18 protein-coding genes are annotated in these 20,618 nt (G+C 37.8%); 8 read left to right on the top strand and 10 right to left on the bottom strand.

The features are described from left to right. Positions 1-16 precede the first annotated feature (16 nt). The gene (locus AXF23_RS05285; RefSeq protein WP_107624552.1) at positions 17-568 is read right to left on the bottom strand and encodes a 30S ribosomal protein S16; all 552 of its coding nucleotides are present in this window, start codon (positions 566-568) and stop codon (positions 17-19) included. Positions 569-761: 193 nt separating this feature from the next. Then, positions 762-1,550 (bottom strand): DUF5715 family protein, encoded by a 789-nt coding sequence (locus AXF23_RS05280; RefSeq protein ID WP_107624551.1) that lies wholly within the window; start codon positions 1,548-1,550, stop codon positions 762-764. Positions 1,551-1,658: 108 nt separating this feature from the next. Here AXF23_RS05280 and AXF23_RS05275 point away from each other — a divergent pair, with 108 nt between their 5' ends. The 4 genes from AXF23_RS05275 to AXF23_RS05260 all read left to right on the top strand — a co-directional run bounded on the left by AXF23_RS05275 (position 1,659) and on the right by AXF23_RS05260 (position 5,521). Beyond that, positions 1,659-2,606: a PhoH family protein gene (locus tag AXF23_RS05275; protein WP_089365227.1), complete on the top strand. Its 948-nt coding sequence runs from the start codon at positions 1,659-1,661 to the stop codon at positions 2,604-2,606. Between the two features lie 21 nt (positions 2,607-2,627). After that, positions 2,628-3,578 (top strand): phosphoribosylaminoimidazolesuccinocarboxamide synthase, encoded by a 951-nt coding sequence (locus AXF23_RS05270; protein WP_089365228.1) that lies wholly within the window; start codon positions 2,628-2,630, stop codon positions 3,576-3,578. Between the two features lie 158 nt (positions 3,579-3,736). Continuing rightward, on the top strand, positions 3,737-4,471 hold the full coding sequence (gene ubiE, locus AXF23_RS05265) for a bifunctional demethylmenaquinone methyltransferase/2-methoxy-6-polyprenyl-1,4-benzoquinol methylase UbiE (protein ID WP_107624550.1): 735 nt from the start codon (positions 3,737-3,739) through the stop codon (positions 4,469-4,471). Between the two features lie 297 nt (positions 4,472-4,768). Beyond that, positions 4,769-5,521 (top strand): shikimate dehydrogenase family protein, encoded by a 753-nt coding sequence (locus AXF23_RS05260; RefSeq protein ID WP_107624549.1) that lies wholly within the window; start codon positions 4,769-4,771, stop codon positions 5,519-5,521. A 570-nt stretch (positions 5,522-6,091) separates the two neighbouring features. Here the strand turns inward: AXF23_RS05260 and AXF23_RS05255 are convergent. Together AXF23_RS05255 and lepA are read right to left on the bottom strand one after the other, a co-directional pair. Continuing rightward, positions 6,092-6,691, bottom strand: a complete 600-nt coding sequence (locus tag AXF23_RS05255) for a Crp/Fnr family transcriptional regulator (RefSeq protein ID WP_009010746.1) — start codon at positions 6,689-6,691, stop codon at positions 6,092-6,094. A 28-nt stretch (positions 6,692-6,719) separates the two neighbouring features. Continuing rightward, on the bottom strand, positions 6,720-8,501 hold the full coding sequence (gene lepA, locus AXF23_RS05250; RefSeq protein WP_107624548.1) for a translation elongation factor 4: 1,782 nt from the start codon (positions 8,499-8,501) through the stop codon (positions 6,720-6,722). Positions 8,502-8,680: 179 nt separating this feature from the next. Here lepA and AXF23_RS05245 point away from each other — a divergent pair, with 179 nt between their 5' ends. Beyond that, positions 8,681-9,073, top strand: coding sequence for a hypothetical protein (locus AXF23_RS05245; RefSeq protein ID WP_107624547.1), 393 nt, complete (start codon positions 8,681-8,683; stop codon positions 9,071-9,073). An 89-nt stretch (positions 9,074-9,162) separates the two neighbouring features. Here the strand turns inward: AXF23_RS05245 and AXF23_RS05240 are convergent, their stop codons facing one another. Further along, positions 9,163-9,810 (bottom strand): HAD family hydrolase, encoded by a 648-nt coding sequence (locus AXF23_RS05240; protein WP_107624546.1) that lies wholly within the window; start codon positions 9,808-9,810, stop codon positions 9,163-9,165. A gap of 159 nt (positions 9,811-9,969) precedes the next feature. Between AXF23_RS05240 and mltG the strand changes: the two genes are divergently transcribed. Beyond that, on the top strand, positions 9,970-11,004 hold the full coding sequence (gene mltG, locus AXF23_RS05235; protein ID WP_107624545.1) for an endolytic transglycosylase MltG: 1,035 nt from the start codon (positions 9,970-9,972) through the stop codon (positions 11,002-11,004). 1,224 nt (positions 11,005-12,228) lie between these two features. Here mltG and AXF23_RS05225 read toward each other — a convergent pair. The 4 genes from AXF23_RS05225 to galE form a co-directional block, all read right to left on the bottom strand. Next, the gene (locus AXF23_RS05225; protein ID WP_107624543.1) at positions 12,229-12,900 is read right to left on the bottom strand and encodes an RluA family pseudouridine synthase; all 672 of its coding nucleotides are present in this window, start codon (positions 12,898-12,900) and stop codon (positions 12,229-12,231) included. Between the two features lie 213 nt (positions 12,901-13,113). Next, positions 13,114-13,860, bottom strand: a complete 747-nt coding sequence (gene fabG, locus AXF23_RS05220) for a 3-oxoacyl-[acyl-carrier-protein] reductase (RefSeq protein ID WP_107624542.1) — start codon at positions 13,858-13,860, stop codon at positions 13,114-13,116. A 68-nt stretch (positions 13,861-13,928) separates the two neighbouring features. After that, positions 13,929-14,522: a TetR/AcrR family transcriptional regulator gene (locus AXF23_RS05215; protein WP_009010737.1), complete on the bottom strand. Its 594-nt coding sequence runs from the start codon at positions 14,520-14,522 to the stop codon at positions 13,929-13,931. Between the two features lie 383 nt (positions 14,523-14,905). Further along, on the bottom strand, positions 14,906-15,943 hold the full coding sequence (gene galE / locus AXF23_RS05210) for a UDP-glucose 4-epimerase GalE (protein WP_009010736.1): 1,038 nt from the start codon (positions 15,941-15,943) through the stop codon (positions 14,906-14,908). A gap of 171 nt (positions 15,944-16,114) precedes the next feature. Here galE and AXF23_RS05205 point away from each other — a divergent pair, with 171 nt between their 5' ends. Continuing rightward, positions 16,115-16,561: a hypothetical protein gene (locus tag AXF23_RS05205; RefSeq protein ID WP_107624541.1), complete on the top strand. Its 447-nt coding sequence runs from the start codon at positions 16,115-16,117 to the stop codon at positions 16,559-16,561. Continuing rightward, positions 16,558-17,826, top strand: coding sequence for a type IX secretion system plug protein (locus AXF23_RS05200; protein WP_107624540.1), 1,269 nt, complete (start codon positions 16,558-16,560; stop codon positions 17,824-17,826). The genes AXF23_RS05205 and AXF23_RS05200 overlap by 4 nt, the downstream gene beginning before the upstream one ends. Positions 17,827-18,192: 366 nt before the next feature. Here AXF23_RS05200 and rho read toward each other — a convergent pair whose 3' ends face one another. Beyond that, positions 18,193-20,145 (bottom strand): transcription termination factor Rho, encoded by a 1,953-nt coding sequence (rho, locus tag AXF23_RS05195; RefSeq protein ID WP_107624539.1) that lies wholly within the window; start codon positions 20,143-20,145, stop codon positions 18,193-18,195. Positions 20,146-20,618: the final 473 nt, after the last annotated feature.

Here is a 20,618-nt window from a genome sequence, read left to right as displayed (position 1 = left end):
TAATAGCGAGCGAGGATTATGCCTCTGCTGGTGCCTCCTCTGCAGGAGCTTCAGAAGTCGTATCCTCAGCAGCCTTAGCTGCCTCAGCCTCAGCCTGTGTTGCAGCGGCAGCAGCTTTCTTGTCTGCAACCTTCTTAGCAATAGCTTCGTTTACTTTCTTCTCAGCTTCAAGGTTCTGAGCAGCAGCAGCCTTCTTCGCATCGGTTACCTTCTTCTCGACAGCTTCTGTAGCTGCAACCTTAGCTTGCTTCCATGCATCGAACTTCTGCTGGCATGCAGCCTCGTCGAATGCACCCTTCTTAACACCGCCACGGAGATGCTTCATCATGTAAACACCCTCACCCTTAAGAATGTTACGAGCAGTGTCTGTTGGCTGAGCACCTGTCTCAACCCAGTAAAGAGCACGTTCAAAATTCAAATCTACTGTGGCTGGATTGGTGTTTGGGTTATAAGTACCAATCTTCTCAGTAAACTTACCATCACGTGGTGCACGAGCGTCAGCGATTACGATGCTGTAGAAAGCATAGTTCTTACGACCACCGCGCTGCAATCTGATTTTTGTTGCCATAATTGTTTAATAAATATTTTAAAGGTTTGAATTTAATGCTATCATCTCGTGATAGCGGATGCAAAAGTACGTCTTTTTTTTCTAACAACCAAATAATCTGATGATTATATTAAGACTATAACGAGTATTCCTCATATCCTAATGCTTTATTATATGAAAGCGTCTTAGAACCATTGTAGCCTATATTGCTAAATCATCTAACCGTAATATGGAAGCAACCTTGATGTTTCTCGTGCTTTATAAAACATCTTCCTTGCGAACGGAGGTCGTTCAAAACCTCACTTAAAACCCACTTAAGTGTATCATTCCTTACCGGACGAGTAACAGCCGCATATTTATTGTACGCAATATCAAAGGTTGTTCCATATAGATGGCAACTATTCTCTGTTGCATTATGATTGTGTTTACGAAGTTTATCAACGTCTTCTTTGGTTCTTAAAACACTTGATACAAGGAACTTATTAATAGGTATACCCTTTGTTTGAAGGCTATCCATGAAATTATGTGCAATATCTTGAAGCAGGATTGCTGCTCGTGGAACAAGATATGGAATACTATTATTCAACTTCTTTAGATTGTAATAAGGATTACAGCCTATATATACTAACTCCCCTTTTCGCTTCTCTGCATCAGTGCGGTTAAGGACAGGTTTCACCCCATAACGCAATGCTGCTTCAAGTTGTTGTGGTTGAGAGTCTGGGAAACTCTCGTCATAATCTCGAACACCTACAATTCTATTCCTCTTTTGTGAACCATCCGATTTGAAGAAATGAGATATGGTTGTATTACTTGGAGTTGATTGCTCTTTAATCTTAGCAGAATCCGCTTTTTCAATGATACGAGTACTATCAACATTAGATAAAGCTTTCGTCTTATCTTGTGCAATAGACGGAAACAGTAACCTAATGATGGCTAAGAATAAAGTTATTGTTGTGAAACCTAATAAATAGCGCTTCTTTGTTATCTTTGATTTTCTTTTCATTGATACAAAGGTAATAAGTTTTTGCTAATTGATAATTATGAATTAGGAATAATTTGCAAGTATCATTATTTTATAGTAACTTTGCGAACAAATATAAAATAGAGGAAATTGATAGAAAAGCATATAGTTCTTGAAGATATAGACCCAGTAGTCTTCTATGGAGTTGGCAATGGTCACCTCCAAATGATAAAGTCACTCTTCCCTAAGTTGAGGATTGTTGCAAGAGACAATGTTATCCGTATCTTAGGTGACGAAGAGGAGATGGTAAAGATAGAAGAAGACATTGAAACCATGCGTAAGCATGTAGAACGGTATAACACCATTACAGAAGAGGACATCCTTGATATCGTGAAAGGTCGTAAGACCAAAGCTGATGCGGTAAAGGACGTCCTTGTTTATTCTGTATCAGGTAGACCGATTAAAGGTCGTTCGGAGCATCAGCAGCAACTGATTGATGCCTTCGAGAAAAACGATATGATATTTGCAGTTGGCCCAGCGGGAACGGGTAAGACCTATCTCAGTATTGCCTTGGCTGTTAAGGCACTCAAAGAGAAAGCTGCAAAGAAGATTATCTTATCACGTCCAGCCGTTGAAGCTGGTGAGAAACTTGGCTTCCTTCCAGGTGACATGAAGGATAAGATTGACCCCTATCTGCAACCACTTTATGATGCTTTAGAGGACATGATTCCAGCTGTAAAGCTACAGGATATGATGGATAAACATATCATTCAGATTGCTCCATTGGCATTCATGCGAGGAAGAACATTGAGTGATGCTGTAGTGATCCTTGATGAAGCACAGAATACAACACCAGCTCAAATCCGTATGTTCTTAACACGTATGGGCTGGAATACAAAGATGGTAATCACGGGTGACTTGACTCAGATCGACCTCCCACATGCAGAGAAGAGTGGATTAAAAGAAGCTCTTTCTATTCTGAGTGGCGTGGATGGTATCTCTGTCATCAATCTTGATAAAAAAGACATTGTAAGACACAAACTAGTTACGCGTATCGTGAACGCATACGAAGCACACGATAAGGCTAACAAGAGATAGGACTCTATAAACATAAAAACAATGAAAGCATTAACAAAAACTGAATTCCATTTCGATGGACAGAAGAGTGTGTATCACGGCAAAGTACGTGATGTGTATGACATCAACGACGATCTTATCGTCATGGTAGCTACCGACCGAATCTCTGCATTCGACGTTGTACTACCAAAGGGAATACCGTTTAAAGGACAGGTATTGAACCAGATTGCTGCCAAGTTCCTTGACCTGACAACAGACATCTGCCCTAACTGGAAGTTAGCTACTCCTGATCCAATGGTAACCGTTGGTCTGAAGTGTGAAGGCTTTCGTGTTGAAATGATTATCCGCTCAATCCTTACAGGTTCTGCATGGCGTGCCTACAAGGACGGATGTCGCGAGATTTGTGGCGTGAAGCTACCTGATGGTATGCGTGAGAACGAGCGTTTCCCAGAGCCAATCGTTACTCCTACAACCAAAGCTGATGAGGGTCACGATATGAACATCTCTAAGGAAGAGATTATTAAGCAGGGTATTGTTTCTGCAGAAGACTATGCAATCATCGAAGACTGGACCCGTAAGCTCTTTGCACGTGGTCAGGAGATTGCTGCAAAGCAGGGCTTGATACTCGTTGATACTAAGTATGAGTTTGGCAAGCGTGATGGTCAGTGTTACCTCATTGATGAGATTCATACACCAGACTCAAGCCGCTACTTCTATGCTGATGGGTATGAAGAGAAACTTGAGAAGGGCGAACCACAGAAGCAATTATCAAAGGAATTTGTTCGTCAATGGCTTATCGAGCATAATTTTATGAATGAACCAGGACAGACAATGCCTGAGATTACAGACGAATATGCCGAGAGTGTAAGCGAACGTTACATTGAGTTGTATGAACATATCACTGGTGAGAAGTTCGATAAGGCTGCTGAAGATGGTGATATTGCTGCACGCATTGAGAAGAATGTAAAGCAGTACCTTGCTTCAAGAAAGTAAAAGGATAAATATGAATTCATAATCCTAAATTCATGATTTTGATAAATAATATACACTGATACATGTTTAATATGCCATTAGAACTTATTTAGGCATATCATAATATAGTTATCAAGATTATGTATTTAGGGTTGTGGATTATGAACTAAAGTAAGAATATGTACGAACAGGAAAAGATTAAACCCTACGATGGTAATGGTGAGAAAGGTAAACTTATAGAAGAGATGTTTGATAACATCGCACCAACCTATGATACACTGAACCATCGTCTCTCTGGAAATATAGATAAAGGATGGCGCAAGAAGGCTATCCGACAGCTTCTACCCTATCGTCCTAAGCAGATGCTTGATATTGCTACAGGAACTGGTGACTTTGCCATTCTTGCTGCCAACGAGCTGAAGCCAGAACATCTCATCGGTGCAGATATCTCTGAAGGTATGATGGCTATTGGTCGAGAGAAAGTTAAGGCTGCTGGACTAAGCAATGTCATTTCTTTTCAGAAAGAGGACTGTCTCAACCTTTCTTTTCCTGATAATACCTTTGACGCAGTGACTGCAGCCTTTGGTATTCGTAATTTTCAAAACCTTGACAAGGGACTTGCCGAGATTTGCCGTGTGCTGAAGAAGGGTGGTCATCTGAGTATTGTTGAACTAACCACACCTGTTAAGTTCCCAATGAAGCAGCTTTTCCGCCTCTATTCTAACACATTCTTGCTAAACTATGCCAAGTTTATTTCAAAGGATAAAAGTGCATACGAATATCTAAATAAGACTGTTGAGGCATTTCCACAAGGCGAGAAAATGATGGATATCTTCCATAAAGCAGGTTTCTCAAAAAGCTCTTTCCGCCGGTTGACATTCGGTATCTGTACGATGTATTTCGCAGAAAAGTAACTTATAAAATCAACTACTATTATATCTCAGTGTGAGATGTATGTTATAGAAAGGCCTCCTCTAAAATTTAGATAGATTGAATCTACTAAAGTAAAGATATTTTCCTTCATGTGCTAATGTAGTTGTTTTGATTTCTTATGTTGTCACAATTAATGCTTCATGTTATCTAACAAGTAATTCAACACATTCAGCAACGACCTTGAATGACGCAAGAGGTAGAGAATGTTAGTTTGTGAGTGAAATACTGACTGAGACAGTGGATGAACAAAAGAATAATTTATAGAACAAGGTTAAGATATGGATAAGTACGGACTAATTGGCTACCCATTGGGGCATTCTTTCTCAATTGGTTATTTCAATGAGAAGTTTGATAACGAACACATCAATGCCCAATACATCAACTTTGAGATTCCATCGATAGAGGACTTCAAAGAGGTTGTTGATTCCAATCCACAGTTACGTGGGTTGAACGTAACGATTCCTTATAAGGAACAGGTAATTCCTTATCTTGATAGTCTTAGTCCAGAAGCTAAAGCTATTGGTGCTGTGAATGTTATTCGTGTCACTCATAAGGGTAATAAGACGATACTTAAAGGTTTCAATAGTGATGTGATTGGTTTTACACGAAGTATTGAACCTTTGCTTGAACGCCATCATAAGAAGGCACTTATCCTTGGCACGGGCGGAGCATCAAAGGCTATAAACTATGGTTTAAAATCACTTGGGTTAGAAACAATGTTTGTTTCACGTACAAAGCATCCTAATGTCTTAACATACGAAGAGATAACACCAGAGGTAATCGATGAGTATAATGTTATTGTTAATTGTACTCCTCTTGGTATGTATCCTAAGACAGAAGAGTGTCCTACCCTCCCCTATGACGCAATGAATAGCCACACTCTACTTTACGACTTACTTTATAATCCAGATGAGACGCTCTTTATGGCAAAAGGACGCGAGCATGGAGCAGTGGTAAAGAATGGTCTTGAAATGCTTCTCTTACAGGCTTTTGCAAGTTGGGAGTTCTGGGAAGGGGAAGAACAAATATAATTTCTCGTTATGTTATCTTCTTTACTAAGCGTTAGATTAGTTCTACTTAGACCTAACTTAGTATGACCTATTGGTTTAATAAGGAAAGTACGATATTTACATAAGTCTCTATTTAAGGTCGATACTACCCTATATTGATCACCTTATGTCAAAAGATTTGTACATTTGCGGCGTTGGCACCTTATTATATATGTGTCGTGTAGAAATATTCTAACGTAGTTCTATACTTGTGTTTATATTTATCACGCTTAGTGTTGAATATAAACATCAACTTATGCTGATAGCTAAAATTCCACACTCCTTTGCTCCAAAATATATCAACTTGCTGTTAATAATAAGTTGATATACTGATGTCAAGTATAAAATATCTATCTAATATCATTTTACAACTATACCCCTTCTTTCTTAGATAGTCTTTAGCTCCCTCTATTATAGAGGTTTACAAAAAAGTTAGAGAAACCTAAGTAATTACTATTTTCACGTGTTACATGTTTGTAATTAAACGAAATAAGTAATTATTTAACTTCCCCTAACCCTTTGTTTTATAACACTTGATAGATAAAAGACTGCTTAGTCATCAAGCAATGTTGACGACCTAACACGGCTTAATGTCTCTGGTGTCATTTGTAAATAACTGGCTATATAAACCAATGGTGCACGTAAGACAACTTGTGGATTGAGTTTACACATTCTCTTGTAACGGGCCTGTGCAGTTTCAAAACGTACGAGGTCGGCATGAATTTGCGATGTTATAAGACTCTCTTCCAATATCTTACGGTAAAGAATCTGAATATTAACATTATGTAATGCCACCTGTTCAAGCTTCTGCTTAGGTAGTGCGTAAACCCATGTAGGCTCCAAAGCCTCTACCTGTAACTTTGTAGGTTCTTCACGGAAAAGGCTTTCTATACACATAAAGATACTTCTGTCCTCTCCTAAATGTTCGGTAATTTGCTTACCATTCTTAAAGTAGAACTGACGAATAAGCCCTTTTTCTATGTAATAGAAATGCTTACAGATTTCCCCTTCGCTGAGAATCATCTGTCCTTTGGCGAATTTCATGGGCACAAGGATACTCTCAAGTACATCCAACTCGTCATGAGTCATCGTACTATATTTACGTGCCAATTCACGTGCAATATCTCTTGTATCATTAACCAAATCCTTCATATTCCTTTCCTTTCTTATTTCTTTGACTTTAATCCAACTTCAATACGGCAAGGAATGCTTTCTGTGGAACTTGTACGTTTCCAATCTGTTTCATACGTTTCTTACCTTTCTTCTGCTTCTCTAAGAGCTTACGTTTACGGCTAATATCACCACCATAACACTTTGCGGTAACATCTTTACGTACCTGCTTAACGGTCTCTCGTGCAATGATTTTAGCACCGATGGCAGCTTGTATAGCGATGTCAAATTGCTGGCGTGGTATCAAGTCTTTCAGCTTCTCACATATCCTTCTTCCAAATCCGACAGCATTACTCTCATGTGTCAGAGTAGAAAGAGCATCAACAGCCTCTCCATTTAGAAGAATATCAAGCTTTGCTAACTTGGATGGACGGAAAGAATCAATGTGATAATCAAATGAGGCGTATCCTTTAGAAATACTTTTCAATTTATCATAGAAATCAATCACAATCTCACCCAATGGTATCATAAAGATGAGTTCCAATCTATTTCCACTAACATAGTTCTGACTGACAAGTTCTCCACGTTTATCAAGACACAACGTCATGATAGGTCCAATGTATTCACTGGAGGTAATGATAGAGGCCTTAATATAAGGTTCTTCAATATGATCAATCATAGTCTGATCTGGAAGACCAGATGGGTTGTGAACCTCTTTAACATTCCCTTGTTTGTCATATACCATGTAGCTAACGTTAGGTACGGTGGTAATAACATCCATATTAAACTCTCTATCTAATCGTTCCTGCACAATCTCCATGTGAAGCAATCCTAAGAAGCCACAACGGAAACCGAATCCCAAAGCTTGTGAACTCTCTGGTTGGAACGTAAGTGAAGCGTCATTAAGTTGAAGTTTCTCTAAGGAAGCACGCAACCCTTCGTAGTCATTTGGGTCGATAGGATAGACGCCCGCAAAGACCATTGGTTTTACCTCTTGGAAGCCTTCAATGGCATGTTTGCAAGGATTGACGATGTGTGTTACTGTATCGCCCACCTTTACCTCAGTAGCATTCTTAATACCAGAAATGATATATCCTACCTCACCTGTTGACAGTTGTTGGGTTGGCATCATCTCCATCTTTAATACGCCAACTTCATCAGCGGTATATTCCATACCAGTCTGTACAAACTTAACCTTATCACCCTTTTTTATGACTCCGTTCTCAACCTTGCAAAGCGTGATAATACCACGAAAAGAGTTGAAGATAGAGTCAAAGATGAGGGCCTGAAGTGGAGCGTTGACATCTCCTGTTGGTGAAGGGATGCGTTTTATGATAGCTTCAAGTATGTCTGGTACGCCTTCCCCCGTCTTTCCACTTGCTCGAATGATGTCCTTAGGGTCACAACCAATAAGGTCGACAATCTCATCCTCTACCTCTTCAGGCATTGCGTTAGGCATATCTATCTTATTGATAACAGGGATAATCTCCAAATTATGGTCGATAGCCATATAGAGGTTAGAGATAGTCTGCGCCTGTACGCCCTGCGTTGCATCAACGATAAGCAATGCACCTTCACACGCTGCAATGCTTCGTGACACCTCATACGAGAAGTCAACATGTCCTGGAGTATCAATAAGATTAAGTACATATTTCTTCTTATCTAATGTGTACTCCATCTGGATAGCATGACTTTTGATAGTTATACCACGTTCACGCTCCAAATCCATATCGTCAAGCATCTGCCCTTCAGTAATTTTTATCGTCTGTGTGTACTCTAAAAGACGATCAGCCAAGGTTGATTTACCATGGTCAATATGGGCAATAATGCAGAAATTCCTTATATGATTCATTCGTTTGTCTATATTTTCAATCTGCAAATATAATGATTTTTATTGAGAATTAAGAACGTTAAAATAAGAAATTGTTTATTTTTTCTTATCTTTGCATTGGATATATAGTTAGAAAGAAAGTTAAAAGACTGTTCTTGGTTGGATAGTCCTAAACTGTAATTAACATTAAATTAAAAGGAATGAAACATTTATTTTATGCAGCTTTATTGCTACTTTCACTCTCTGCCTGTCGTAATAGTTTAGAGGAGAGGGCAGCACAAGAATGTAAAGAATATACAGAGAAGAAATGCCCAACTCCTGTTGTTAATGACACGAGAATGGATAGCATGGTTTTTGAAGCACCTTCTCGCACTATCCATTATTACTATTCACTTGTTGGTAAAGCAGATAACGAGCAGGCTGTCCACGCTAAGAGAACAGAGCTCAGAAAGGCTTTACGTGATGCGTTGAAGGCTGATCCTGGTTCGAAAGGGTACAAGGATGCTGGATTTAATTTCCAATATACGTATCGTTCTGGTGCTACTCCATCAAAAGTATTGCTGGATGAGACTTACACTAAAAAGGATTATTGAGACTTGTTAGGCTTCTTGAGTAATCTCTTCTACTAATATTTATTCCAATTACTTGCCATTTAATTGAATAGCAAGTAATTGGTTAATCGTTATAAACTGCTTAGAATTTCAATTGGTTTGTCTACGAACAGAGAGCCTCCATGCTCTATTAAGAAGTCTTTATCACGAAATCCCCAAAGCACACTAATACAAGGTAAGCCACTATTCTTTGCTGTCATGATATCTACATCACTGTCGCCTATATACACGGCATCTTCTTTTGATACATTTAGTTGACGCAAAGCTTCTAATACAGTGTCGGGAGCTGGTTTCTTCCTAATGTTCTCTCGCTCTCCTATTGCTACCTCTATCGTATCCGGGAAGAAATGTTTTGCAAGGTCTTGTGTGGCCGCATAGAATTTGTTACTTACAATAGCAAGGTGCTTACCACGTCGTTTTAATTCATGTAACAGTTCTGGTACACCATCGTATGGACGTGTTGTGTCAAGGTTATGTTCCATATAATGTTCTCGGAACTTTGCGTATGTTTCCTCGAACTTAGGGTTGTTAACTCCCTCTGGGATAGCTCGTTCCATTAATAGCTTAACACCATTTCCAACGAACATACGTACTTCCTCTATTGTTCGTTCAGGCATGCCAGCCCAACGAAGCGCATAATTTGTACTTGATGCTAAATCGTTTAGCGTACTAAGCAATGTACCATCTAAATCGAAGATATAAGTCTTAAAATCTCTCATTATCCTTTTATTAATCTCAGACAAAAGTACATAATAATATAGACATTAGGTTACTTTTTCCCTTAAATTTCGAAAAAGAGGCTATCAAAGTTGCTTGTCATTGCTCAATTAATACTAAAATATTGTACCTTTGCACCTTAGAAGAATAAATTAAAGACAATGAGTAAGAATAAAAAGAAGGGAAAAGGAACAACTTCCCGTTGGATTTTAATATCAGTTCTTGTCGTATTAGCTGGTGTAACATATTTTCTTTTCTTCTCTGGAATGTCTCGTACAGGTAATGAGACATACATTCAGATTGACGAAGATGACAATATTGATTCTGTATATGCCAAGCTTCAACCGCTCTCAACTCCTCAAGGATTTTGGGTCTTTAAGCAGATTGCTGGGGTAATGGGATATGCGAAAAAGATACGTCCTGGTAGATTTGTTGTAGGCTCTTCTGGCTCACTTCAGACATCACGTCACATTATTAATGGTTTACAAGCACCAGTGAAAATAACTATACGGTCTGTAAGAACGATAGACGACCTTGCTACAGACGTAAGTGAAAAACTGATGTTTACACGTGCTGAACTGCTTTCACGCCTCAAATCAAAAGAGGTATGTAAGAAATATGGCTTTACGCCAGAGACTATCCCAGCAATGTTTATTCCTAATACGTACGACTTTTATTGGAATACTTCTGTCGATAAGTTCCTCGATAAGATGAGTGAAGAGAATAAGAAGTTCTGGAATTTCGAACGTAAAGAGAAAGCTAAGCAGGCTGGATTTACTGAGAGTGAGATAGTTACACTCGCAAGTATTGTGGATGAGGAGACGGATAATGAGGCTGAAATGCCAAAGATTGCGGGTATGTATATCAACCGTTTGCACCTGAACATGCCTCTCCAAGCCGACCCAACTGTGAAGTTTGCTACTAAGAATTTCACTGCTCATCGTATTTATCAGAAGTGGCTTACGATAGATAATCCATATAACACCTATAAATATCGTGGTCTTCCTCCTGGTCCTATTCGCATCCCTTCTGTTGCAGCAATTGATGCTGTACTTAATTATGTGCACCATGATTATATTTATATGTGTGCGAAAGAAGACTTTAGTGGAACCCATAACTTTGCTAAGACATACGAGGAGCATCAGAAAAACGCTGCAAAGTATGCAAAAGCACTGAATGAGCATGGAATAAATTAAGGTAGTAATATTTGGTATCCTACTTTCTATAAAGATATTACAAATATATCCTTTATAGCAAATTCTTTTTGTCTTCGTACACTGATGACAATTGAACAAAACATACACTCTTATACATCTGTGCTCTTCTGTGAGAGGAATAAGACTTTATCCTCCCATAGAAGGGTACAGAGGAATAGGACAATACGTTATCATGTAACACATATATATTCTTACAAGTTAAAATGTTGTAGATGAATATTCTTATCTTAAAGTCTAAAGATTAATAGTGGAGATTAATGTAAAAAACTCTTACAAAACATACTTGTAAATATCATTAAATGAGAAGGAGTATTCTTGTATAAAGTAGGTTTACAACTAACAGTAAACCAATTAGTTATAAACAGCAAAAGAGAATATGCCTAATAAGACTTAAGAAGGGCCTTTGTAACGGTTAAGAAGAGCATGTTCTTTAATCTTATTGGGCGTCTTCTTGCAGTATGAAAGGCAAGTATTTTTTTTAGAAGTACGAAAAAGGTTTACAACACAGGCTTACTGACTCATTATAAATCATATTCCCGTATGAGAATGTCATAGATGATGAGATGATAATTTGTAATTTCAATAAATTTATCTCGTGATATTCTTATTCATTACATATAGAGTATAACCAAATTTGTCTGTAAAGATATGGTTATATGGTGTTGGTTCATGACTTTCTATAAGCCATTTATCAGGGTCTCTACTCTACTAATAAGATGTTATTTTGTTTGCTATATTTTGTATTTAACGCTGTAGTGAAGATGATATTGAATAATTTGAATAATTCTTTCAAGGGTATGCTTTTTGCAAGACTTAGTTCTCTCATGATATTAGTCTCCTGTATGCTCTGCCACTGTAGGTCGATGACAACGTATTTCACCATAAAATAATTTTGCTGTCACTACTGTCATTCGTTATCGTATCTTAACTTGTTGGTTTACAGAAGGATTGTGTGAAATGTTAAATATGACAGCAAAACAAAATAAAAAATATTCTTGTAATAATGTGTGATTTTATCTTTCTCAATTGGATGGCTATTTTACTTTATTAATTGAAAAGGCTGAAGATAAGGTTAGTATAAAATACTTTCTTTATTGAACGATTATGGGCTGAAATTCAATCTTTGTGAATTTCAGCCCATAAACTTTATCTGCTACTCGGAAAAATAATATATAGTATGTGGTTGTCTGTCTATAATTCCATTTAGAAATTGCCTATCGCCTGCCATAGGTTATCGTTAGGGAGTGGTGATTCTACACAAATATTCTCTTTTGAAACAGGGTGAATAAATTCGATTCGATGGCTTAGTAAACTGATACTACCATCTGAATTAGAGCGTTGTGCGCCATATTTTAGGTCGCCTTTTATAGGGCAATCCATGTTAGAAAGTTGGCAACGAATCTGATGATGACGCCCAGTCATTAGGTTGATTTCCAGTAATGTATAACGTTCAGACTGATTGATTACTTTATAATGTAAGATAGATTTCTTGGATGTAGGGACCTGGTGATTATAGGCGTAACTCTTATTCTGTCGTTCGTTACGTACAAGCCAGTCTGTTAATGTCGCTTCTTTCTCAAATGGTGGACGTGTAACAATGGCCCAATAAGTCTTATGCACCTCACCATTTCGGAACATATTGTTAAGTCTTGTAAGTGCTTTTGACGTTTTTGCAAATACAACTAATCCTGAAACAGGACGATCAAGACGATGCACAATACCTAAGAAAACATTACCAGGCTTCTGGTATTTGTCCTTAATCCATCGTTTGACAATCTCAGATAATGGTTCGTCACCAGTCTTATCACCTTGAACTATTTCGCCTGCTTCCTTATAGACGATTATGATATGATTATCTTCGTATAGTACTTTCATAGTCAACAATACCTTACAAGAGAGTTATAAAAACAGATTAACAATAAAAAGAGTAACTTATAAGTTGATTACTACGTATGTCTGAGTAATTAGAATAAGGTATTCCCCACCTTATATATATAAGATAAGGGTTTGTAAATGTAATTCAGAGAGACATTAGCATATCTCCCTCCCTCCTATATCTGTATGATATAAGGAGAGAGGGAGCATGTATTACATATTCATACCACCATCAACCTGGATTACCTGACCAGACACATAACTTGATAGTTCAGAGCCAAGATATACTGCTGTGTTAGCAATATCGTCAACAGTACCACCACGGCGGAGAGGGATCTTTGATGTCCATTCCTTACGAATGTCGTCGTTCAAAGCCTGTGTCATTGCAGTATCAATGAAACCAGGAGCGATAGCATTTGCACGGATACCCTTAGGGCCCATCTCCTGTGCAACACTCTTAGCCAAGGCTATCATACCAGCCTTTGATGCAGCATAATTAGCCTGACCACCATTACCATGTACGCCGACTACACTGGCCATATTGATAATACTACCATTACGCTGACGCATCATTACTGGAACACAAGCATGAATGAAGTTGAAAGCACTCTTAAGGTTCACTGCTATAACAGCATCCCACTGCTGCTCAGTCATACGAAGCATAAGACCATCTTTTGTTATACCTGCATTGTTAACAAGAATATCAATAGAACCAAATTCCTCTTTAACCTGCTTTACAACCTCTTCTGACTGTGCGAAATCTGCAGCATTACTTGCGTAACCCTTTACTTTTACGCCCTTAGCAGCAATCTCTGCCTCTGTTGCTTTACCATTCTCATCGATAACAAGGTCGGTAAATGCAATGTTTGCACCCTCTTCTGCAAACTTTAATGCGATTGCTTTACCAATACCACGTGCAGCACCTGTAATCAGAGCTGTTTTACCTTCCAATAATTTCATGTTGTTTTGATTTATATTGTTAGTTTATGAATATACAAACTGAATGATGGGTTGCGCCTTAGTGTTAATTATTTCAAACCATTTTTACCTAAAGCACCATATACAACCTTTGCTACAAGTGGGCGTGAAGACTCCTCGGTTAAACCATGTCCTAATCGCCCATAGATAAATGGAACTTCGAGTCCCTTAATACAATAATGGGTAATATCAGCAACAAGTTCTACATTCTCTATGTCAAAGTCTCCATCCTCTTTTGCGTCAGAATAAACCTTTCGGAAAAGTTCTATCTCGTCTTCATCAAAGTTCTTTCGTGCCTTCTCTACCATCCAAATATTCCTAAAGAACTCTGCACGTAAATTACCATTACGCATAACAGTCTCTTTAATCATACTAAGATGTGTGTAAATAAGCTCGATGATTTTATCTTGAGGGCTTATACTCTTCGCTGCTACCTCGTCTAACTTATCAGATAGGCGTTCTAACTCCGACTCAATAACGGCATAATAGACATCATCTTTACTCTTAAAATAAGTATAGAGCGTACGTCTACCTTTCCCTGATGCCTTAGCAATGTCGTTCATTGTTGTGTTTGCAATGCCATTCTTCGCAAAAAGCTGGCGCGCTACATCAACGAGCTTTTGTCTTGTCTTTGATATTGACATACCCTTGTGATTATCTATTAAATTATTTGCACAACGCAAATATCATGTGCAAAAGTATAGATTATATCTGAAATTAGCAAATTTACGCATATAAAAGTTTTCTTTTTTTAATCTTTTTATCCTATATGTTGTTCGATAATACGGATTGTTTACTTTTCTATTAGATAATATATAATCATATAGTTTACTGATGGAATGATAATAATTACTCCCATGAACTATTACTGTTTATAAGATTTTATAGATTTAAAAGGCATAAAAAAATTATCCCCCGATTCACATCGAGGGATAACAACAACACAAACACAAAATAAAGCAGGTTTCACCTGCAATACTGTTTTTGTTTACTAATCTTGACTTATATTAATCGTAAAAAAAGAAAATTACATAATTCCGTCCTCTCTTAGCTTCTCCTGCCATTTCCATGCAGAAGCAAGAACGTCAGACAAAGGTGTGTCTGCCTTCCAACCTAATACTGTGTTGGCTTTGGTGCAATCACCCCAAATCTTTTCAATATCACCTTCACGACGTGGACCATATTTCCAATTTACCTTAACACCAGTAGCCTTTTCAAAAGTGTCAACAATTTCTTTTGTTGAATTACCACTACCTGTACCGATATTAAAGTATTCTATCTTATCTGTCTCTTGGTCAAGTACACGTGCCATTGCTGCTACATGAGCTTTTGCTAAATCTACAACATAGATATAATCACGGATACAAGTACCATCTGGAGTATTATAGTCATTGCCGAAGATAGTTAGTTCTTTTCTGATTCCCATGGCAGTCTGTGTAACAAAAGGAATCAAGTTGTTAGGAACACCATTTGGTAACTCACCAATCAAGGCAGATGGATGTGCACCAATAGGATTGAAATATCTTAATACAATACTCTTAATATTCGCACCACTATGAATATAGTCTAAGATAATCTGCTCATTAATTTCTTTAGTATTACCGTATGGAGAAGTTGCTTTCTGGTGTGGAGCATTCTCTGTAACAGGAAGATTCTCAGGCTTTGGTTGCCCATATACGGTACAAGAACTTGAGAAGATGATGCCCTTAACATTGTATTCAGGCATGAGCTCCAAGAGGTTAATCAATGAAACAATGTTATTTCTATAATACATCAGAGGCTTCTGTACACTCTCACCTACAGCCTTAGAAGCTGCAAAATGAATAATACCTTCAATTTTTGGGTATTTACGAAAGACATTCTCAGTTGCCTCACGATTGCGAAGGTCCACCTGTTCGAATGCAGGACGAACACCAGTTATTTTCTCAATACCATCTAAAACCTCTATTTTAGAGTTAGATAAGTCATCAATAATAACAACTTCATACCCAGCTTCAATTAGTTCAACAGTTGTATGTGAACCTATAAATCCAGTTCCTCCAGTAACAAGTATTGTTTGTTTCATTTCTTTTTAGTTCCTTATTTTTAACTGATTTATGTCAATTAGTTATGTTGCAAAGATAATATATTTTTTATAACCATCAAAAAAAGAACGTAAAAAAATGTCTACATCTATACAAACTCGAAAACTTTTTGTATATTTGCCATTGTAATAAATCAACTTATAATCATTGAGATGACAGAAACCGAACAAACCCAACAACAGATTGAACGCTTTTTGAAGAAGGTTGCACAGAAGTTTACTGCTGATGATTGTGACATGCCAATGACTGATATTCATTTACGTGTATCACAAGATAGCGGTGATCTTATGGCTTTTGACGATAGTGACGTTGAGATTACTCGCTGTGTAATAGACCAATGGATTGACAACAAAAGTGATAATTTCTATCAAGAGATAGCCATTATCTTGCGTTCAGCTCTTAATCGTATTAAGGATGTAGTAGAGAATATGTCTATCATGAAACCTTATAGCTTCATTCTTGAAGATGATGATAAGAATAATATTGCAGAGCTTTATCTTGTTGATGATGACATTGCAATCATTGGTGGTGATCTCATGCATGATTTAGATAATGACCTCGATAATTTCCTTAAAGATTTATTGAGTAAAGAAGAATGAAGCGATTAACCTTACCATTTGTCTATTGTTTAGTTTGTTTTTTACCTATTTCTGTTTCTGCGCAACGCCATGAAATTCATGACGAGAACTTTCGTTCATTGCAGGTTGTTGCTAATCAGAAATGGATGGACCTACCTGTCATGGTACTCGATGATGGTAAGATAAGTATAGACTTTGATGATCTTACGCATACTTATCGTCGTCTGACCTATCGTTTAGAGCATTGTGAGGCTGATTGGAAACCTTCTGTCGGACTCTTTGAAAGCGATATCGTAGATGGTTTCATTGCAGGAAATACAATAGATAATGTAAAGGAGTCTACACTAACAAACACTCTTTATACACATTATCATTTGGATATTCCCAATGATAAATGCCGTCCAAAGTTGTCTGGTAATTATCGTCTTTACATATACGATGATGATGATAATAGCTCTGCCCTGCCTTTGCTTACAGCGTGTTTTATGCTTACAGAGCCTGTGGAAAGTTCTATGGGGGTAAGATTGAATATAACCACACAAACCGACCAGTCTATTAATTGCGATCAACAACAAGCTGAGATGCAGGTAGATTATGGTAATTATACGGTTAGTAACCCTCAACAACAAATTAAGACAGTTGTGTTACAAAATCGTAACTGGCTTGATGCTCGTTGGAACAGTAAGCCTCAATATGTTATGTCAAATGGTTTAAGATGGTCACATAACCAAGACTATATCTTTTGGGCGGGTAATGAGTACCGAAAGTTTGAGATTCTTTCAACAGATTATACCTCTATGGGCGTAGATAAAATTAGTTGGGATGGTAAGAACTATCATGCCTATCTCTTCCCTACTGCCCCTTTATTAAATTATCTCTATGACGAGGATGCTGATGGCGCATATTTGATACGCAACTCGGATAATATAGAGATAAATACAACAAGTGATTATATGTTGAGCCATTTTCAGTTAAAAACGCCCTCACCCTACCCTTACAGAATATTTCTGAATGGCGATTGGACATATAACCGTCTGCTTCCTGCTTATGAGATGAAATATAATTCCACAGGAGGATATTATGAAGCGGTAGTCCCTTTGAAATTTGGTTATTACAACTATCAATTTCTTGCTGCTGATGAACAAGGTAGACTCTCATCTTTCAAAGTAGACGATGGTCATTACCAAACAGAAAACAGCTATCAAGCACTTATTTATTACCGCCCACAAGGAGGACGAACCGACATGCTTGTTGGCTATACAAATATAAGATTTATCAAAAAGTAAGAGTTTCTATTGGTTGTTATAAGTTTGGAATAATTCCTCCTTATTATAGAATAAAGTTTTTATTTCGTTTGCTGTCATTTTAACATTTGGCTCTAATTTATTGTATATTAGTTTGTTAAATAATTGAGAATGATGACAGAAATGACAGGAAAATTATTTTTGATAAGTTTTGTATGATTAGAAATTAAGCCTACATAAAATTAAAGCAAACCAAAAGCATCGGCCTTTATAGATTTCTACAGGACAGTACAAAAACAAAAAATGTATCAAAAGGAAACGTTCTGTCTCACACTTTTGATACATTTTATTTTATTTACTTACCTTGCTGTTTTCTGAAAGAAAAGCAAGTTTTATAATCTGATCATACTAATCATTCATTGACAATAGGAACTCTTCATTGTTCTCTGTACGTCTCATACGATCGTGTATAGAGTTCATCGCCTCAATAGAATTCATATCAGCAATATACTTACGAAGTATCCACATGCGGTCAAGTGTTGTACGATCCTGCAAGAGGTCATCACGACGAGTACTTGAAGCAACCAAGTTCACAGCTGGGAAGATACGTTTGTTACTTAAGCTGCGGTCAAGCTGCAACTCCATATTACCTGTTCCCTTGAACTCCTCAAAGATAACTTCATCCATCTTAGATCCAGTATCTATCAAGGCTGTTGCTATAATCGTCAAAGAACCACCACCCTCAATATTACGTGCAGCACCAAAGAAACGCTTTGGTTTTTGCAGTGCATTGGCATCAACACCACCAGTCAATACCTTACCAGATGCTGGTGCAACAGTGTTATACGCACGTGCCAAACGAGTAATAGAGTCAAGGAAGATAACAACATCATGACCACACTCAACCATTCGCTTCGCCTTCTCTAAAACAATTCCGGCAATCTTTACGTGGCGTTCTGCTGGTTCATCAAATGTAGAGGCAATAACTTCCGCATTTACAGTACGTGCCATATCCGTAACCTCCTCAGGACGTTCATCAATCAAAAGCATCATCAAGTAAGCTTCTGGGTGGTTGGCTGCAATAGCATTTGCAATATCTTTCATTAAGATAGTCTTACCTGTCTTTGGTTGAGCCACAATCAAAGCACGCTGTCCTTTACCGATTGGTGAGAAGAGATCAACGATACGTGTTGAGAGATTAGTTGTTCGTGGATCACCACAAAGACTAAATTTCTCATCTGGGAAGAGCGGAGTAAGATGCTCGAATGGGATGCGGTCGCGTACTTCTGACGGGTTACGACCATTAATCTTCTCAATACTTGTCAATGGGAAATACTTTTCGCCCTCATGTGGTGGACGTACGTGGCATTCCACAACATCACCCGTTTTCAAACCATATTGCTTAATCTGGTTGTTTGCAATATATACATCATCTGGTGATGACAAGTAATTATAATCGCTTGAACGGAGGAAGCCATACCCATCAGGCATTACTTCAAGAACACCATTAGCTTTTATGATATCAGAAAAATCGTATGCAGCATTGTTTACCGATGGTACATTATCATAGATAGGGGTTGACGGCATCTGAGGAGGTAGTGTTGGTTGGTCAAACATATCATAGTTTGGAACAACACCTTGGTCCTCTATTGGTAAGTCAACAACAGGAATAAAATCTGTCCCATCGCCTGGATCACCTGCCCACACCCCGTCAGGTGTAGTTGCATAGCCAGCATCCATATTCATATTATGTGCATTCACTTTCTCTTGAAGACGTGCGAGCAATTCTTCTTTCCCTTCATTCTCTTCTTGCGAAGGTGTGTTAGAGAACTGGTCTTCTGGGATAAAGTCTTCTGGAACAGAAGGTTCTGCTTTCTCTTCTTGCTCTTCCTCTACAGGTTCCTCAACCTGTGGCGTCTCTTCAGACTTAGCCTTTAATGCTGCTTCAGCAGCAGCAATAGCCTCTAATTCAGCCTTTGACTTACGGCCACGATGCTTAGGAATAGATGCTAATATTTCTTCTGGAGACTTCTCTTCAGTCTTTTCCTCTTTTGATTCAGGTAGGTCTTTGAATAAAGATTGCTGACTCGCAGTCGTAGCCTTATTCTTCTGTACATCAAAGTTCTCCCCTTCTTCACCATGAACAGAATAAACTCGATCAGTATCCTTTCGTGCTATCCTGGTACGCTTACGCTTTGATTCTAAGGGGTGTGCTGTGCCTGCCTCTTCAGCTTGTCGGTCAAGAATAGCATAAACAAGCTTATCCTTGTCATCTCCTGGTGAATAGGTAGCACCTGTGCTCTGAGCAATAGTTTCAAGTTCAGAAACTTCTTTCTCTAATAATTCTTCTTTACTAAACATATAAATATGTATGGGAAATTACATTTGATTGTGTGTGGACGTTTCATAAAGTGAAACATCATTGAATGTGTCTTTTGTGTGGCAAAGGTATAATATTTATTTGAACCCTACAAGATTTCTCTTATTTTTTTTGCTGTTCATTGAAACTAAAATGCTATCCTCTCGTCTTCTTAATCGTATTTCACAAGATTATATTGTCTTATCTTTAAGAAATAAGCTATTCACTAACCAGATAGATTATCTTGGTTTTCGGCTGTTTGATGTCTTCTTAATAATAAGTTACATGTTCCATATACATCTTATCTATTATGATTAGACTTTCGTTAGATTGGTGACTAACTTCTGTTGAAATAATGATAAACGATAATATAATGTATTGAAACAAGTAGATAGAAACTTTATTATGCTTATAATAATAGGTGGTGAGGCTTAGATAAACTACTTCCCAACCAATTAGAAATATAATTTCCAAC

The sequence above is a fragment of the Prevotella sp. oral taxon 313 genome, from assembly GCF_003043935.1.
Taxonomy (GTDB): domain Bacteria; phylum Bacteroidota; class Bacteroidia; order Bacteroidales; family Bacteroidaceae; genus Prevotella; species Prevotella jejuni.
This window is presented reverse-complemented; position numbering and strand designations above follow the sequence as displayed.

Coding starts and splice junctions, on each gene's coding strand:
- rho (WP_107624539.1), bottom strand. CDS start 20,145: ATGTTTAGTAAAGAAGAATTATTAGAGAAAGAAGTTTCTGAACTTGAA.
- ubiE (WP_107624550.1), top strand. CDS start 3,737: ATGTACGAACAGGAAAAGATTAAACCCTACGATGGTAATGGTGAGAAA.
- galE (WP_009010736.1), bottom strand. CDS start 15,943: ATGAAACAAACAATACTTGTTACTGGAGGAACTGGATTTATAGGTTCA.
- AXF23_RS05200 (WP_107624540.1), top strand. CDS start 16,558: ATGAAGCGATTAACCTTACCATTTGTCTATTGTTTAGTTTGTTTTTTA.
- AXF23_RS05260 (WP_107624549.1), top strand. CDS start 4,769: ATGGATAAGTACGGACTAATTGGCTACCCATTGGGGCATTCTTTCTCA.
- AXF23_RS05285 (WP_107624552.1), bottom strand. CDS start 568: ATGGCAACAAAAATCAGATTGCAGCGCGGTGGTCGTAAGAACTATGCT.
- AXF23_RS05240 (WP_107624546.1), bottom strand. CDS start 9,810: ATGAGAGATTTTAAGACTTATATCTTCGATTTAGATGGTACATTGCTT.
- AXF23_RS05205 (WP_107624541.1), top strand. CDS start 16,115: ATGACAGAAACCGAACAAACCCAACAACAGATTGAACGCTTTTTGAAG.
- AXF23_RS05245 (WP_107624547.1), top strand. CDS start 8,681: ATGAAACATTTATTTTATGCAGCTTTATTGCTACTTTCACTCTCTGCC.
- AXF23_RS05255 (WP_009010746.1), bottom strand. CDS start 6,691: ATGAAGGATTTGGTTAATGATACAAGAGATATTGCACGTGAATTGGCA.
- lepA (WP_107624548.1), bottom strand. CDS start 8,501: ATGAATCATATAAGGAATTTCTGCATTATTGCCCATATTGACCATGGT.
- AXF23_RS05215 (WP_009010737.1), bottom strand. CDS start 14,522: ATGTCAATATCAAAGACAAGACAAAAGCTCGTTGATGTAGCGCGCCAG.
- fabG (WP_107624542.1), bottom strand. CDS start 13,860: ATGAAATTATTGGAAGGTAAAACAGCTCTGATTACAGGTGCTGCACGT.
- AXF23_RS05280 (WP_107624551.1), bottom strand. CDS start 1,550: ATGAAAAGAAAATCAAAGATAACAAAGAAGCGCTATTTATTAGGTTTC.
- AXF23_RS05225 (WP_107624543.1), bottom strand. CDS start 12,900: ATGAAAGTACTATACGAAGATAATCATATCATAATCGTCTATAAGGAA.
- AXF23_RS05270 (WP_089365228.1), top strand. CDS start 2,628: ATGAAAGCATTAACAAAAACTGAATTCCATTTCGATGGACAGAAGAGT.
- mltG (WP_107624545.1), top strand. CDS start 9,970: ATGAGTAAGAATAAAAAGAAGGGAAAAGGAACAACTTCCCGTTGGATT.